The organism is Polynucleobacter sp. TSB-Sco08W16, assembly GCF_018687455.1.
In the GTDB taxonomy this organism is placed as follows: Bacteria; Pseudomonadota; Gammaproteobacteria; order Burkholderiales; family Burkholderiaceae; genus Polynucleobacter.
Genome location: NZ_CP061291.1, coordinates 1,495,095 through 1,510,315, shown reverse-complemented (window position 1 = coordinate 1,510,315; position 15,221 = coordinate 1,495,095). Strand labels below are relative to the sequence as shown.

General features: G+C 46.4%; 13 protein-coding genes and 1 tRNA gene. 13 read left to right on the top strand and 1 reads right to left on the bottom strand.

Annotated elements, in window-relative coordinates; translation table 11 throughout:
* The first annotated feature begins 53 nt into the window (after positions 1–53).
* The 4 genes from xseB to folE2 are packed head-to-tail and all read left to right on the top strand — an operon-like array spanning position 54 to position 3,954.
* Positions 54–287: an exodeoxyribonuclease VII small subunit gene (gene xseB, locus FD961_RS07590; protein WP_215365543.1), complete on the top strand. Its 234-nt coding sequence runs from the start codon at positions 54–56 to the stop codon at positions 285–287.
* Positions 288–1,184, top strand: a complete 897-nt coding sequence (locus FD961_RS07585; protein ID WP_215393334.1) for a polyprenyl synthetase family protein — start codon at positions 288–290, stop codon at positions 1,182–1,184. It abuts the gene before it with no gap.
* Between the two features lie 15 nt (positions 1,185–1,199).
* Complete coding sequence (gene dxs / locus FD961_RS07580; RefSeq protein ID WP_215393333.1) at positions 1,200–3,101, top strand: 1-deoxy-D-xylulose-5-phosphate synthase; 1,902 nt, start codon at positions 1,200–1,202, stop codon at positions 3,099–3,101.
* A 25-nt stretch (positions 3,102–3,126) separates the two neighbouring features.
* Positions 3,127–3,954 (top strand): GTP cyclohydrolase FolE2, encoded by an 828-nt coding sequence (gene folE2, locus FD961_RS07575; protein ID WP_215393332.1) that lies wholly within the window; start codon positions 3,127–3,129, stop codon positions 3,952–3,954.
* 6 nt (positions 3,955–3,960) lie between these two features.
* Here the strand turns inward: folE2 and tsaD are convergent, their stop codons facing one another.
* Positions 3,961–5,034, bottom strand: coding sequence for a tRNA (adenosine(37)-N6)-threonylcarbamoyltransferase complex transferase subunit TsaD (gene tsaD, locus FD961_RS07570; protein WP_215393331.1), 1,074 nt, complete (start codon positions 5,032–5,034; stop codon positions 3,961–3,963).
* Between the two features lie 77 nt (positions 5,035–5,111).
* On the opposite strand from tsaD, the gene rpsU reads away from it, so the two are divergent.
* The 9 genes from rpsU to FD961_RS07525 all read left to right on the top strand — a co-directional run bounded on the left by rpsU (position 5,112) and on the right by FD961_RS07525 (position 15,173).
* On the top strand, positions 5,112–5,324 hold the full coding sequence (gene rpsU / locus FD961_RS07565; RefSeq protein WP_011903537.1) for a 30S ribosomal protein S21: 213 nt from the start codon (positions 5,112–5,114) through the stop codon (positions 5,322–5,324).
* A gap of 121 nt (positions 5,325–5,445) precedes the next feature.
* The gene (locus FD961_RS07560; RefSeq protein WP_215393330.1) at positions 5,446–5,892 is read left to right on the top strand and encodes a GatB/YqeY domain-containing protein; all 447 of its coding nucleotides are present in this window, start codon (positions 5,446–5,448) and stop codon (positions 5,890–5,892) included.
* A gap of 27 nt (positions 5,893–5,919) precedes the next feature.
* A complete protein-coding gene (gene dnaG, locus FD961_RS07555) occupies positions 5,920–7,878 on the top strand; it encodes a DNA primase (protein ID WP_215393329.1) in 1,959 nt (652 codons plus the stop codon).
* Positions 7,879–8,101: 223 nt separating this feature from the next.
* Entirely contained in the window at positions 8,102–10,708 is a 2,607-nt protein-coding gene (gene rpoD, locus FD961_RS07550) for an RNA polymerase sigma factor RpoD (RefSeq protein WP_215393328.1), read from the top strand.
* 13 nt (positions 10,709–10,721) lie between these two features.
* A tRNA-Ile gene (locus FD961_RS07545) sits at positions 10,722–10,798 on the top strand.
* Positions 10,799–11,166: 368 nt separating this feature from the next.
* Positions 11,167–11,991, top strand: a complete 825-nt coding sequence (locus FD961_RS07540) for an ABC transporter ATP-binding protein (RefSeq protein ID WP_251371252.1) — start codon at positions 11,167–11,169, stop codon at positions 11,989–11,991.
* 17 nt (positions 11,992–12,008) lie between these two features.
* Entirely contained in the window at positions 12,009–12,803 is a 795-nt protein-coding gene (locus tag FD961_RS07535; RefSeq protein WP_251371250.1) for an ABC transporter permease, read from the top strand.
* Between the two features lie 28 nt (positions 12,804–12,831).
* Complete coding sequence (locus FD961_RS07530; RefSeq protein WP_215393326.1) at positions 12,832–13,803, top strand: ABC transporter substrate-binding protein; 972 nt, start codon at positions 12,832–12,834, stop codon at positions 13,801–13,803.
* Between the two features lie 65 nt (positions 13,804–13,868).
* Positions 13,869–15,173 (top strand): amidase, encoded by a 1,305-nt coding sequence (locus FD961_RS07525; protein ID WP_215393325.1) that lies wholly within the window; start codon positions 13,869–13,871, stop codon positions 15,171–15,173.
* Positions 15,174–15,221 lie beyond the last annotated feature (48 nt).

The following is a 15,221-nucleotide window of genomic DNA, read 5'->3' as shown; positions in this document are numbered from 1 at the left end:
TCTCGCTTTAATATATAGGGTTATCCGTCCGAGAAATACCAAGGAAATTGCTTATGCCAGCCAAGAAGTCAGAGAGTCAAAAACCAGGCCTTGAGGTCCAAATCGACCCAGATCTTCGCTATGAGCAAGCGGTAAAAGAGCTTGAAAAGCTGATTTCTGACATGGAGTCAGGCAAATTCTCTTTAGAAGAGACCCTTCTGGCTTATCAGCGTGGGGCCGCTTTGCTCAAACATTGCCAAGGTGTTCTTGCACAAGTAGAGCAACAAGTTCGGGTATTCGAGGCTTAATTGACCGCCGCTTTTCAATTTCAGGAGTGGCTTGCCACTCACTCTGAGCGAGCTGAATCTGCCTTAGATCGTTTGCTTGATTCTGCACAAACAACGCCCCATCGCCTGCACGAAGCCATGCGCTATTCAGCTCAAGGTGGAGGCAAACGTATTCGTCCTTTATTGGTTTATGCCGCAGGTCAATTGAGTAAGGGCAAAGAAAGTGTTGAAGCATTAGATGCGGCTGCTGTCGCGATTGAATGTATTCATGCTTATTCATTGGTGCACGATGATTTGCCCTGCATGGATGATGATGACTTGCGCCGTGGCAGACCTACTGTTCACAAAGCATTTGATGAAGCAACCGCTTTGCTCGTTGGCGATGCATTACAAACGCGTGCTTTTGAAATTCTGGCCAATGCCAATATCGATGCCACTCATCGTTTGCGCATGATCAGCGCTTTAGCTGCAGCCTCTGGCTCGCGCGGTATGGCGGGCGGTCAAGCGATTGATTTAGAAAGTGTCGGCAAGAAACTGGATTTAGTAGGCTTAAAGCAAATGCATGCCATGAAGACGGGGGCCTTGCTTTCATGTGCAGTAGAGATGGGCGGCATTGCTGCACAACTTGACTTCACTCAAATGACACAGCTTGCAAATTATTCCCAAGCACTGGGTCTGGCTTTCCAGATTGTGGATGATGTGCTTGATGCCACCGCGGATAGCCAAACGCTTGGAAAAACCGCTGGTAAAGACGCTGCAGCCAATAAGCCGACCTATGTCACCTTGATGGGTTTAGACTATGCACAGAAACAGGCTAAGGAGTTACAAGAAACCGCCATCACTAGCTTGGATGGTTTTGGTAGCAAAGCACAAGCCTTAAAAGATTTAGCTCTATTGGTAGTCAATAGAGGTAAATAAACAAAATTAGATGCAATGACTTTACATTCCGTTAACTCTCCCGACGACCTCAAAAAACTTTCTCGCGAAGAACTACCCGAGCTTGCTGATGAATTACGTCAATTTGTTTTGGATTCGGTATCTAAGACTGGGGGTCACCTTTCCTCTAATTTGGGAACGGTCGAGCTATCCATTGCCTTGCATTACATCTTTGACACCCCCCGCGATCGCATCGTGTGGGATGTAGGACATCAAAGTTATCCTCACAAAATTTTGACTGGCCGTCGTGAGCGCATGCATACACTGCGTCAGTTCAAGGGTCTTTCAGGGTTCCCGCATCGGGGTGAGAGCGAGTTTGATGCCTTTGGTACCGGGCATTCGTCGACGAGCATTTCTGCGGCGATGGGTATGGCGCGCGCATTCCAAACCAAGGGTGAGCGGCAAGTAGCTGTTGCAGTGATTGGCGATAGCGCAATGACGGGCGGCATGGCTTTTGAGGCTATGAACAACGCTGGTGTTTATGACGACTTACCATTGGTGGTCATATTAAATGACAACGATATGTCGATCTCTCCAGCTGTGGGCGCGCTCAATCGCCATTTGGCGAGATTGCTCAGTGGCAATATTTATTCTGCGACTAAAAAGGGTATTGATAGCGTTCTATCTATTGCGCCTCCCTTAAGAGAATTTGCAAAACGCCTAGAAGATCATGCCAAAGGGATGGTTTCTCCATCCACCATCTTCCAAGAGTTTGGATTTAATTACTTCGGTCCGATTGATGGCCATGATTTAGATGCTTTAATTCCAATGCTGCAGAACGTGCGCCGTTTAGCGCTTGAAGGGCGCGGCCCCCAGTTCTTGCATGTAGTGACTAAAAAAGGTCAAGGCTATGAGTTAGCTGAGGCTGATCCAGTGCTTTATCACGGACCCAGCAAATTCAACCCTGAAGAAGGGGTTAAGAAAGTAGCTGCCAGCAAGAAAACCTTCACACAAGTATTTGGTGAGTGGCTTTGCGATATGGCGCATGCTGATCCTTTGTTGGTGGGGATTACTCCGGCGATGCGCGAAGGTTCAGGTTTGGTGGAATTTGAGAAAAATTTTCCGAAACGCTATTACGACGTTGGTATTGCAGAACAGCACGCGGTGACATTTGCTGCAGGAATGGCATGTGAAGGTATGAAGCCGGTGGTAGCGATTTACTCTACCTTCTTACAACGTGCTTACGATCAACTGATTCACGATGTGGCCTTGCAGGACTTGCCAGTCTTGTTCGCACTTGATCGCGCTGGTTTAGTTGGTGCTGATGGTGCAACCCATGCCGGTGCGTATGACATTCCATTCTTGCGGTGCATTCCAAATATGTTGGTGATGACGCCAGCAGATGAGGCAGAGTTGCGCGATTTATTAACCACGGCATTTCATCAGCCGCATCCTAGTGCAGTGCGCTACCCACGGGGTTCTGGTGTTGGCACCACTCCTTCGACTGAGCTGCGCACATTACCATTAGGCAAGGGTGAGATTCGTCGTAAATCCAACGCACCTGTTGGACAGCGTGTAGCCATTTTGGCATTTGGTACTTTGTTGTATCCCGCTCTAGAAGTTGCCGAGGGAATTGATGCAACAGTCGCCAATATGCGTTTTGTAAAACCACTCGATATTGATCTCATCAAATCATTGGCTGAAAATCACGATTATTTGGTAACTATTGAAGATGGTGCTATTGCGGGTGGCGCTGGTAGCGCCTGTCTTGAGGCGCTTTCCAATCTGGGAATTAATAAGCCCCTATTGCAGCTAGGCCTTCCAGATCAGTTTATCGAGCATGGCGATTACCAGCTGCTCATGACCAAGTGCGGCCTTGATGTAGAAGGCATTGCAAACTCCATTCAGCAGCGTTTTCCTGCTGTGTTGATAGCAAATTCAGTGATTTCGGGCAAATAAGCCCGTTTTGCTTGAAAATAGAGCCATGAATGATATGAACCCCGCCTTTCTCAAAGCCAGCGCAATGCCTGACGTGCAGTCCACTCTGGATGAGCGCGCATTGCCAATTGAGCAAGTCGGCATTCGCGGAGTACGTCATCCGCTGACGATTCGCAGTAAAACAGGAAACTTTCCATCCGTTGGCACTTTCGAGATGGACGTGGCATTGCCTGCGCATGTGAAGGGTACCCATATGTCCCGTTTCATGGCGCTCCTACAAAAGCAAGATGCTGCAGTTGACAGTACAACGGTAGTTGCCTTGGTACGTGAGATGTTGCCTTTGCTCGATGCTAAAGAAGGTCATGTGCAATTTACTTATACCCACTTCGTGAAAAAAGCAGCGCCAGTATCTGGTGTGGAGAGCTTGATGGATTACGAAGTGACTTGGATGGCAACAGGCAAGCAAAACGCAAATGGTGCTGCTGATATTGAACTCACTTTGCGTGCACAAGTGCCGGTGATGAGTTTGTGCCCTTGCTCCAAAGAAATTTCTGAATTTGGTGCGCACAATCAACGCTCTCATGTCACGATGACAGTCACGCTTGATGACAAAACACAAATGACAGTGGAAGACCTGGTTACCGCTGCAGAGAGCGAAGCCTCTAGTGAGTTATGGGGTTTACTGAAGCGCCCTGACGAGAAGTGGGTCACTGAGCATTCTTACAGCAATCCTAAGTTCGTAGAAGATTTAGTGCGCGATGTAGCTGGCAACCTCAAGGCGGATCAGCGCATCCAGTCTTTTGTGGTTGAAGCTGAGAATTTTGAATCCATCCACAATCACAGTGCATTTGCGCGTATCAGCCACAAGAAGTAAGGCTGGCTAGACCAAGTTATTGCTCTGCAAATCCCAGCGGGGTTTGATGTCAAAGGCTCCAGAAGTTGTGGAGCCATTATTTTTGGCAAGCATTCTGAGTGCCCCAGCAAATGCAATCATCACGCCGTTATCCGTACATAACTCGAGGGGTGGGTAATGCACTTCAAATCCATTCTTCTTTGCTTTTTCATTGAGGGCGCTGCGCAATTGCAAATTAGCACCAACACCACCAGCAAGAACTAAATGTTTACAGCCAGTTTGCTTGAGCGCTTTTTCAGACTTGCTGACTAAGACCGCAACAATGGCATCGACAAAACTTCTAGCCAGGTCTGCATGAAATTGCGCCACTTCGGACGGGTCAACAATATTTTTCTCTGCAAACTTTTTGACTTGATTGAGAACGGCGGTTTTTAAACCCGAGAAAGAGAAATCCAAGTCGCCTGAGTGCAGCATGGGTTTGGGCAAATCGAATATTCCGACGCGACCTTGTTCTGCCAATTTAGAAATCGCTGCGCCACCTGGGTAGTCAAGACCCAATAACTTGGCAGTTTTATCAAAGGCTTCGCCAGCAGCATCGTCCAAAGACTCTCCCAATAGTTCGTATTGGCCAATCCCAGAGACTTTCATGAGTTGGGTGTGACCGCCAGAGACTAAAAGGGCAATAAAGGGAAATTGAGGGGCAGTTTGACCTAAAAGCGGGGAAAGTAGGTGCCCTTCGAGATGGTGCACTCCAATGGAGGGTAAATGAAGGCCCTGGGCTAATGATTTGGCAAAAGCGCTACCAACGAGGAGGGCGCCAGCTAGGCCAGGGCCCTGAGTGAAGGCAACGGCATCAATATCCGCTAATGTGAGGCCAGATTGGGCTAGGGATTGGTCTAAAAGGGGTAAAACACGACGAATATGGTCTCTTGAGGCCAACTCTGGGACAACTCCCCCATAATCCCGGTGCATGGCGATTTGGGAGTGCAAACCCTGGCCCAGGATGCCCTGGAATGCGGGTTTGCCGTCTTCCCAGGGGGCTGTGTTGTATAAAGCCACCCCAGTTTCATCACAAGAAGTTTCTATTCCTAAAACAATCATTTTTTTGCTTTGCCGTGCTAGAATCGCAATTCAGTTAATTTTTCGATATTTATCGAGCATATACGAGTTAAATAAGTATGACTACAGTCCGCCTCCGTGAAAACGAACCATTTGAAGTGGCATTGCGCCGTTTCAAGCGCACCATTGAAAAAAATGGTCTTTTAACCGACTTGCGTGCTCGCGAGTTCTACGAGAAGCCAACAGCTGAACGTAAGCGTAAGAAGGCCGCTGCTGCTAAACGCCATTACAAGCGTATTCGTAGCCAAATGTTGCCTAAGAAGCTTTACTAATAGAATTTAAAAGCTCTCTTCACCGAGAAGCTTTGAAACCCGCTGACGGTGAAACGCAGCGGGTTTTTGCTTTTTGAATTGTTCATTACATCTAGATACATTCAACATCAGGAAGAATCAAATGAGTTTGAAAGATCAAATTACCGAAGATATGAAAAACGCTATGCGTGCCAAAGAGACTGCACGTCTTGGCACGATCCGTCTTTTGTTAGCCGCCATCAAGCAGCGCGAAGTAGATGATCGCATTGTGCTCGATGATGCAGCGATCATTTCGACTATCGAAAAAATGATTAAGCAACGCAAAGACTCGATCTCTCAGTTTGAAAAAGCACAGCGTGATGACTTGGTTGCTGTAGAAGCTGCTGAGATGGTCATTTTGCAAGCCTATATGCCAGCACAAATGTCAGATGCTGAAGTAGAAGCAGCTGTTGCTGCAGCGGTTGCCTCAACAGGCGCTGCTGGTCCACAAGATATGGGTAAAGTCATTGGAGTACTCAAAGGCCAGTTGGCTGGTAAGGCTGATATGGGCAAGGTCTCCGGCTTGGTAAAAGCCGCACTCGCAAAATAAGAGAACTCACTCCATACTCTTAGCCTTATGGCGCTCATTCCCCAATCCTTCATTGCCGATCTTTTAAATCGGGTCGACATCGTTGATGTGGTTGGGCAGCACGTGAAGTTAAAAAAAGCGGGCGCAAACTATCAAGGTTTGTGCCCCTTTCATTCAGAGAAGTCTCCTTCATTTTCAGTTTCACCAACGAAGCAGTTTTATCACTGCTTTGGTTGCGGCGCCCATGGCTCTGCCATCAGTTTCATGATGGAGTATTCCGGGCTAGGATATGTTGATGCGATTGAAGAACTTGCGCGCTCTGCGGGTTTGGATGTGCCACGCGAAGAGCGTACTGCCAACGACGTAGCAAGACAGCAACAGGCTATGGCGCTGAGCGAAGTGATGAGTTCTGCAGCAGATTGGTATCGCCAACAACTCAAAGGCAGCACACGCGCCGTGGAATATCTCAAAGGTCGCGGCCTAACGGGTGAGATTGCGAAGCGCTATGGCTTAGGTTATGCACCTGACGGCTGGCAGGGCCTGGAAGGAGTATTTGGCCCTTATTCCAATGATGAAATTGCCAAGACCTTAGTTGAAGGCGGCTTAATTATTCAGGGCGAGCAGGCTGAGGGTGCTCCAGTAAAGCGTTACGACCGTTTTCGGGATCGAGTGATGTTCCCGATTCGCAATCCCAAGGGTCAAACGATTGGTTTTGGTGGACGTATTCTGGATCAAGGTGAGCCGAAGTATTTAAATTCACCAGAGACCCCCCTCTTTTCTAAAGGCAACACACTCTACGGTTTATTTGAAGCAAGACAAGCGATTCGTTCGCAAGAATATGTCTTAGTGTGTGAAGGTTATATGGATGTCGTAGCACTTGCACAATTGGGCTTCCCCAATGCGGTGGCTACATTAGGAACTGCCTGTACCGCAAACCATGTACGCATGTTATTGCGCCAAACTGACAAAGTGGTTTTCTCATTTGATGGTGACTCAGCTGGTCAACGCGCTGCGCAACGCGCCCTCGAAGCATGTTTGCCTCTCATGTCTGACGATAAAGAAATTCGTTTCTTATTTTTGCCAACTGAGCATGATCCTGATAGCTATGTTCGCGCCTATGGTGCTGCTGCGTTTGAGAAAGTCATCAAAGAAGCAATGTCCATCTCGAGCTTCTTCTTTAAGGTTGCTAGCGAAGGCCATGAGCTTACAACCCCCGAGGGTAGAGCGCATACGCATCACGCTGCTAAGCCACTACTACTCTCTATGCCACCAATTGCTTTACGTACTCAGATTTTGCGTGAGTTGGCGATTCGTACAAATACGACACCAGCAGAGTTAGAGGCTTTCTGTGGATTAACTGTGGTGCCAGCACCTGCGCAACAAACTTCGTATCAGCCAGCCCAGCCAAGACAGCAAAATTATCAAAACAATCAAGGCAACTATGCCAATAATGGCAATAGGCAGGGCGCGCCTTGGCAAGCTTCTAAAGGTTCTGCCAAGAGAGCTGCTATACAGAATATTGAGCCGCCAAAAGCACCAATGGATTTGGCAGAGCAAATGCTGCGTGTCTTAATTCAGTTTCCGCATCTGGGAAAAGCGCTTGATAGTAATAAGCGTGCACTCGCACTCAAAGCTGCTGAACAACGATCAGCAAATGCGCTGGCATTAATGAAAGATTTGTTGGCCCAATGCGATCAGGTGGAATTAATCCCTGGTGAAAACGGCAAACCGGGCTCGGTAGGAGCCGGTGCATTTGCGATGTTCCAAGATCAACTCTCTCGTAGTGAGCTTGCACCCATGTATGAAGTCCTCAGAAAGCGGGTCATGGGCTCTGATTTGGAATTGGATGGCGCAACAGCTGATCTCGATGGAAGCTTTAAAAAGCTAGAGCTCACGAGTCTCAAACAAGAAATGACTGATATTGCCCAAAAGATCGCTGGAGGCACTGCCAACGACCTAGATCGGGCGCGTTATCGCGAATTAGGCGAAAAACTGAAATCCGTCTAAGAATTTACTGAAGCACCCCTAGTAATACTCGAAAAATGCCCCATATTTTTAGGTAAGCAGGGGTTAAAAAAGTCGCAATCGACTATAATCCTCTGTTCCCAAGAAAAAAACGAATTAATTCAGCCACTTGCGCTTTATTTTCATGAAATTTGGGGTAAGTGGACAACGGGGCTGTACTTAATCAGTCGTGACCTATAACAGTAATGTGAGTAAGTGCTAATAAATGCCTAATACCAAGACCAAAAAACCAGCTAAACCAGTAAAAGCAGCTGCTAAACCAGCGCCTAAAGCGAAGCCTGCGGCAAAAGCGCCAGCAAAACCGGTGAAGGCCGCTGCAAAGCCAGCACCTAAAAAAGTAGTTGCAAAAGCGCCAGCTAAACCAGCGCCTAAAGCGAAGCCTGCGGCAAAAGCGCCAGCAAAACCGGTGAAGGCTGCTGCAAAGCCAGCACCGAAAGCAAAAGTAGTTGCAAAAGCGCCAGCTAAACCAGCGCCTAAAGCGAAGCCTGTTGCAAAAGCGCCAGCAAAACCCGTGAAGGCTGCTGCAAAGCCAGCACCGAAAGCAAAAGTAGTTGCAAAAGCGCCAGCTAAACCAGTTAAGGCTGCTGCAAAGCCAGCACCGAAAGCAAAAGTAGTTGCAAAGGTGCCTGCCAAACCGGTTAAGGCAGCAGCACCGGTAAAGGCGCCTGCTAAAGCAGAGGTAAAAGTAGAGCCAGCTAAAAAAGGTAAAGCAGTTGTTGCTAAGGTCGAGGAAGCAAAAGAGACTAAAGACAAAAAAGCCAAGACTGCTGAAGTAGCGGTAGAGGTAGTTGAGGAAGAGAAAAAGCGTGGCCGCAAAGCTAAGGCTGATGCTCCTGCAGAAGCTGCTGAGCCAGTTTTGACGGATCGTCAAAAAGCACGCGAGCGTAAGGCAAAAGAAAAGGCACTCTTAAAAGAATTCGCAGCACAACAGTTAGGTAGTGAAGAGCAACAAGAGTTGCGTCGTGCTCGCTTGAAGACCTTGATTAAGATGGGTATGTCCAAGGGTTACTTAACCCATGGCGAGATGAATGACGTGATGTCTGATGAGTTGTCTGATGCTGATGCATTGGAAACGTTGATCAGCTTATTGAACGACATTGGTATTACTGTTTACGAACAAGCACCTGATGCTGAAACTTTAATTCTGTCTGATAACACTGCTGCTGCAGCGTCTGAAGAAGAAGCGGAAGAAGAGGCTGAAGCAGCGCTTTCTACAGTAGATTCAGAGTTTGGTCGTACAACTGACCCAGTCCGTATGTATATGCGTGAGATGGGCACGGTAGATTTGTTAACTCGCGAAGGCGAGATTGTGATTGCCAAGAAGATTGAGGCTGGCCTCAAAGATATGGTGATGGCATTGGCTGCATGCCCAGTAACTATTGGTGAAATCTTGAGCAACGTTGACAAGATCGCTAGTGGCGAGATGGAGATTGACCAGTTTGTGGATGGTTTGGTTGATCCAAATGCAGAAGATATTAAGCTTGGACCTGAAGAGCCAGAGGTAGATCCGGATGCCGATGAAGGCGAAGAAGACGGCGGCGAAGATGAAGGCGGCGGCGGTGGCGGTGGCGCTGCAACGGCTAACGCAAAGCAATTAGAAGAGCTAAAGCAGATTTCTTTAGAGAAGTTTGCAATTGTTCGTACGCAAGCTGACAAGATGCGCCGTGCTTTTGATAAAGATGGCTATAACTGCCCTGCATATCTCAAAGCACAAGAAGGTATTCGTGCTGAGTTACTCGGCTTCCGCTTAACAGCAAAGAGTGTTGAGAAATTATGTGACACCATGCGTTCACAAGTGGACCAGGTATGGAAGCTTGAGCGTGGCATCGTCAGTTTGTTGGTGGATAAAGTAGGCGTTAACCGTGGCGAAGTTCTCAAAGACTTCCCTAAGATGTCCATGAACCTCACCTGGACAGAGAAGTTGCTCAAAGAGAACAAGCCTTACACCGCACTATTGCAACGTAATGTCCCTGCGATTCAAGAGCTGCAACAGAAGTTGATCGATATTCAGAAGAACGTGGTTATTCCACTTCCTGAGTTGAAAGAAGTAAACAAGCAAATGATCGCGGGTGAGAAGCGTGCTCGTGAAGCAAAACGTGAGATGACTGTAGCCAACCTCCGTTTGGTAATCTCGATTGCTAAGAAATACACAAACCGTGGCTTGCAGTTCTTGGATTTGATTCAAGAGGGCAATATCGGTTTGATGAAGGCGGTAGATAAGTTTGAATACCGTCGTGGTTATAAGTTCTCTACCTATGCAACTTGGTGGATTCGTCAGGCGATCACTCGCTCTATTGCTGACCAGGCGCGTACGATCCGTATCCCTGTGCATATGATTGAGACGATTAATAAGATGAACCGTATCAGCCGACAGATCTTGCAAGAAACTGGTCATGAGCCGGATGCTGCAACCTTGGCGCTGAAGATGGAGATTCCTGAAGACAAGATTCGTAAGATCATGAAGATTGCTAAAGAGCCAATCTCTATGGAAACACCAATTGGTGACGACGAAGATTCTCATTTAGGTGACTTCATTGAAGACGGCAATACCCTTGCTCCAGCTGAAGCTGCATTGCATGACTCTATGCGTGATGTAGTGAAGGATGTTCTGGATTCGTTAACACCACGTGAGGCAAAAGTATTGCGTATGCGCTTCGGTGTTGAGATGAGCACAGACCACACCCTCGAAGAAGTGGGCAAGCAGTTTGATGTTACTCGCGAGCGTATTCGTCAGATTGAAGCTAAAGCTCTGAGAAAAATGCGTCATCCTAGCCGCAGCGATAAACTCAAGACCTTCCTCGAAGAAGATTGAACCAAAGACTAACGGGCCTATAGCTCAGTTGGTTAGAGCAGAGGACTCATAATCCTTTGGTCCCAGGTTCAAGTCCTGGTGGGCCCACCAGAAATGAAAATACCAACCTTCGGGTTGGTATTTTTTTGGCATGACTTTAAGTAACCTTATCCCTGTGAATAACTCACTACGCATTTGCTCGCACACAGCTATTTACCGCTCGGAGACCTAGTATTTCTAGGCCTCTAAGGTGGGTTTCTACTTCTATAGTTCTTTGGTCCCAGACTCAAGTCCTGATGCCATTTAAAACAAGAAATTTTCTCTTGTATTGCTAAGAACCACCTGCGGGTGGTTTTTTATTTGAGGTGATCAAGATCATTAATTGTGCGCACCATATTGATGAATGCTGCACTCATATTGATGCTTGTCGCACTAAATGAATGCAAGCGGATTCGTTGATGGTGCAGGTGCATGTAAGTATGAACCCTAATAAAAATAATGAATGGAGATTGATGGTGAGTAATCCTGTAGTACAACTTTCATTAGATTCAATTCATAAATCCTTCGCTAGCAAGAGCGGTCCAGTTCCTGTTCTTGATGGGCTCACCTTCGATGTGATGGAGCAGGATTTTCTGAGCATCATTGGGCCAAGCGGGTGCGGAAAGTCAACTATCTTCAATATCATTGCCGGCCTACTGGAGTCTGATAACGGCAGCATGATCTATCGAGGCAACAAAATTCAAAGCCTAAGAGGTAAGGTAGGCTACATGATGCAAAAGGACTTGCTATTCCCATGGCGGACGGTTCTGGAGAATGTCATGCTTGGGCTGCGGGTACGGGGTGAGGATGATGCTAATGGTGTTGAAAAGGCAAGAGACTATCTCAATACTTTTGGCCTATCCGGATTTGAAAAAGCCTATCCTCAAACCCTTTCAGGAGGCATGCGACAGCGCGTTGCGCTCATTCGTACTCTTTTAATGGACCCAGACATTCTGTTGTTGGACGAGCCATTTTCAGCTTTAGATTATCAAACCAGGCTTTACCTCGAAAGTGTTTTATTAGATGCGGTAGCCAAGTTCAAAAAGACGGTCATTTTGGTTACTCACGATATTGATGAAGCAGTTGCCTTATCTAAGCGGGTAGTAGCTCTCAGTACTAGACCCACCATCGTCAAAAATGTGCATCAAATTGAGATTGAGCGCTCCTCGCCAATAGAAGCACGTTCTCATAAAAATTTCGGCGAGTACTTTCATCTACTTTGCTCTGAGTTAGATATTCAAACCAGAAAGGATGAAGTGGTATGAGGCAAGAAAAGCATTCTATGAGTCAAATGCTAGACACAAGTCTTGGAAAGTCTCTCATCCAAATTCTATCGGTCGTCATTTTCTTTGCAATTTGGCAAACATTGGCAGAGTTTGGCCTTATCTCTGAGTTCTTAATTGGAACACCATTTGGAATTTGGAAGCGTTTCATCGCGAGCGTTATGGATTACTCGCTATTTATTGATACTGGATATACGCTCTGGGAAGCTTTGCTAGGATTTGTCATTGGCACTTTGGTTGGAACAAGTATCGGCCTTTTACTTTGGTACTCGAAATGGGTCTCCCAAATTGTGGAACCTTTTATTGTGGCAATCAATAGTGTTCCCAAAATTGCTTTGGCCCCAATTATCTTGCTTTGGTTTGGTACTGGCTTAGGGGCTAAGGTTGTATTGGTTGTCTCAATGACAGCCATCATTGCCCTCATTGCAGCCCATCAAGCTACCAAAGAGGCGGATAAAGATTTGCAATCCTTGCTGTACTCAATGGGTGCCGATCGTAAGCAAATATTCCGTCAGGTGGTTGTGCCTTCATCTATGCCAGCGATTGTTTCCAACTTTCGTATCAACGTAGGCTTTGGATTGGTTGGTGCGGTTGTGGGTGAATTTATTTCATCTAAAGCAGGTTTAGGCCACATGATTTACAACGCCTCAAGCTTGTACGAACTCAATTCTGTTTGGGTTGGCTTATTCATGCTCATGATCGTTGGATTCTTTCTCTACCACTGCATTGATTCCTTGGAGCGTTTCTTGTTTCCTTGGCGAAATGATGCAGGACGTACACAAATTCGGATGTAATTTTTTAATAATCTCACGGAGGTTTTTCATGAAATCGATTTACAGAAGGCTACAAGTTAGTATTGCTGCGTTAGTCATTGCTGGAATGTCCTTTAGTGCCGCAGCTGAAGTAAAGACGGTCACTATCTCTCAGGCATTTCAGTCAATGTTGTACCTACCACTTTATGTTGCAATTGATAAAGGCTTCTTTAAAGATCAGGGCTTAAGCGTAATTAAAGAAACCGCAGGATCTCCTACTGCAGCTTTATCTTCAGTCCTATCAGGAAGTTCACAATTCTCTATTCACGGTCCTGAGTGGACTGCCATTGCCGCTTCTAAAGGCGCCAATGTCGGCGTGATTAGTAATGCAGTTAATGGCGCAGCGGTATGGATTGCAACGGCCCCTGATGTCAAATTTACAAGCATTAAAGACATCAAAGGCCAAAAAGTAGTGACTGGTTTGATGCCAACAACAAGTACTTCTTTATTTCTAAAGTTGCTTAAAGAAAACGGTATGAGCGATAAGGATGTCGATATGATCCAAGTTCCTTTGGGTACAGAGCCGGCAGCCCTATTAGGTGGTCAAGCTAAAGTGGCAGTGTTGTATGAGCCAGGTCTTGATCAAGTGGCAATCAAAGGGATGAAGGTTGTTTTGGGTTTCCCAAAAACTTATGGTCCTTACGCCTTCTCTTCCATTACCGCAATGAAGACGGTTGATCCTGTATCTGCTCAGAGAATGGTGAATGGTATGGAAGTTGCACTTCGTTTTATGGCCAAAGATCCTAAGGGTGCTATTGAGGTTGCTAAGAAAGAATTTCCAACTCTCGATCCTCAAGTTGTTGAGAATGCAGTAACACGCATGATGAGCGAGAACGTGTTTCCTAAGAGCGTTCAAATTACTCCTGCAGCACTCAAAATTTCAATGGATACACAAATTGCTTTGGGTAACCTAAAAGAGCAGCCTGTATTTGAGAACTTCATTAACGAAACTTATATACAGAACGCTATAAAACTGAAGTAATTACCGTCATTAATCTAACTGGGGCGTGTTTTTTGCGCCCCATTTCTTTGAATAAACTAAAAATTATGAAAAACACAATTGGACTGACTGAGGCTTGTAACTTAATGGCAGCTAATCAATTAAAGCCTGTCGATGTATTGCAGGTATCTTTTGATAAGGCTAATGAAGTAGAGCCAGTTCTCAAGGCTTTTGTCTCAAGAGCTTCAATGGACTCAATGGCAAAGCAAGTAAAGCCTGGCCCGCTCTCAGGAATTCCGATTGCTGTTAAAGACATTATTAATACCGTTGATCTTCCAACAACCAATGGTTCACCAATCTATAAAGATAAGACCCCTGCTGAAGACGCGGCAATTGTTAAAAAGATTCGTAGTCTGGGCGGCGTAATTTTTGGAAAATCAGTCACTACTGAATTTGCATGGCGCAATCCCGGCCCTACGACAAACCCTTTTAATGCAGAACATACGCCTGGCGGCTCTTCTAGTGGATCAGCAGCATCCGTTGGTGCAGGGATTGTTCCTTTGGCGCTAGGCTCACAAACACAAGGCTCAATCATTCGGCCGGCAGCGTATTGCGGCGTAGTGGGATACAAGGCAAGCTATGGAGCGGTTTCTAAGTCTGGAGCTCACGCTTTATCTTATTCATTGGATCACATAGGGTTCTTCACGCGTTCAGTGGATGACATGGCTTATGCCTTGAATCATCTAAAAAATAGCGATGCCTCTGATCCAGAGTTAATCGTTCTCCCAGATTTGGTATTTGGTGTAAATCGACAGCTGCCAATGTTGGATAAACCCAAGATCGCTCTACTAGAAACACCCTTAGATCATATGATGTCTGATGATCAAAAGCAGGCCTTGCACCTAGCCGTTCAAAAGCTAGAGAAGTCAGGCGCTGTTGTTCAAAAGCTTTCTCTGCCACAGGCATACTGGGATGCAATTCAGGCAATGAATCTCATTATGGAGTCTGAAGCTGCAGAAATTCATGCGGATCACTCTGACAAAGTAAATGACTTGCTGAGTATCCATATTCAAGAGTTGGTAGCTAGGGGTCTGAAGCATAGCGCTCCTGCTTATATTGCTGCAAAGTTCTTGCAGAAAAAACTACGCGCTTCTATTGGTGCTTATTTTGATGAATTTGATGCATTCTTAATGGCGCCTGCAAGTGGGGAGGCTCCAAAGAGCTTGGTCTCCACTGGTGATCCGATTTTCTGTGCTCTTTGGAGTTTTTTAGGAATTCCATCTATTACTATTCCTGCGACTAAGTCAAAGAATGGATTGCCCTTGGGTGTTCAGCTCATTGGAAATTACCGTGGCGATGCTAAATTACTCAGTGTTGCTAAATTTGCCGAGTTTGCTCTGGCCCAGAAATAGTATTTTCATGTCCCATCTGGTGCAGTGCTGTTTACCCTCTTTAGGGTG

Coding starts and splice junctions, on each gene's coding strand:
- xseB (WP_215365543.1), top strand. CDS start 54: ATGCCAGCCAAGAAGTCAGAGAGTCAAAAACCAGGCCTTGAGGTCCAA.
- dxs (WP_215393333.1), top strand. CDS start 1,200: ATGACTTTACATTCCGTTAACTCTCCCGACGACCTCAAAAAACTTTCT.
- folE2 (WP_215393332.1), top strand. CDS start 3,127: ATGAATGATATGAACCCCGCCTTTCTCAAAGCCAGCGCAATGCCTGAC.
- tsaD (WP_215393331.1), bottom strand. CDS start 5,034: ATGATTGTTTTAGGAATAGAAACTTCTTGTGATGAAACTGGGGTGGCT.
- rpsU (WP_011903537.1), top strand. CDS start 5,112: ATGACTACAGTCCGCCTCCGTGAAAACGAACCATTTGAAGTGGCATTG.
- FD961_RS07560 (WP_215393330.1), top strand. CDS start 5,446: ATGAGTTTGAAAGATCAAATTACCGAAGATATGAAAAACGCTATGCGT.
- dnaG (WP_215393329.1), top strand. CDS start 5,920: ATGGCGCTCATTCCCCAATCCTTCATTGCCGATCTTTTAAATCGGGTC.
- rpoD (WP_215393328.1), top strand. CDS start 8,102: ATGCCTAATACCAAGACCAAAAAACCAGCTAAACCAGTAAAAGCAGCT.
- FD961_RS07540 (WP_251371252.1), top strand. CDS start 11,167: ATGAACCCTAATAAAAATAATGAATGGAGATTGATGGTGAGTAATCCT.
- FD961_RS07535 (WP_251371250.1), top strand. CDS start 12,009: ATGAGTCAAATGCTAGACACAAGTCTTGGAAAGTCTCTCATCCAAATT.
- FD961_RS07530 (WP_215393326.1), top strand. CDS start 12,832: ATGAAATCGATTTACAGAAGGCTACAAGTTAGTATTGCTGCGTTAGTC.
- FD961_RS07525 (WP_215393325.1), top strand. CDS start 13,869: ATGAAAAACACAATTGGACTGACTGAGGCTTGTAACTTAATGGCAGCT.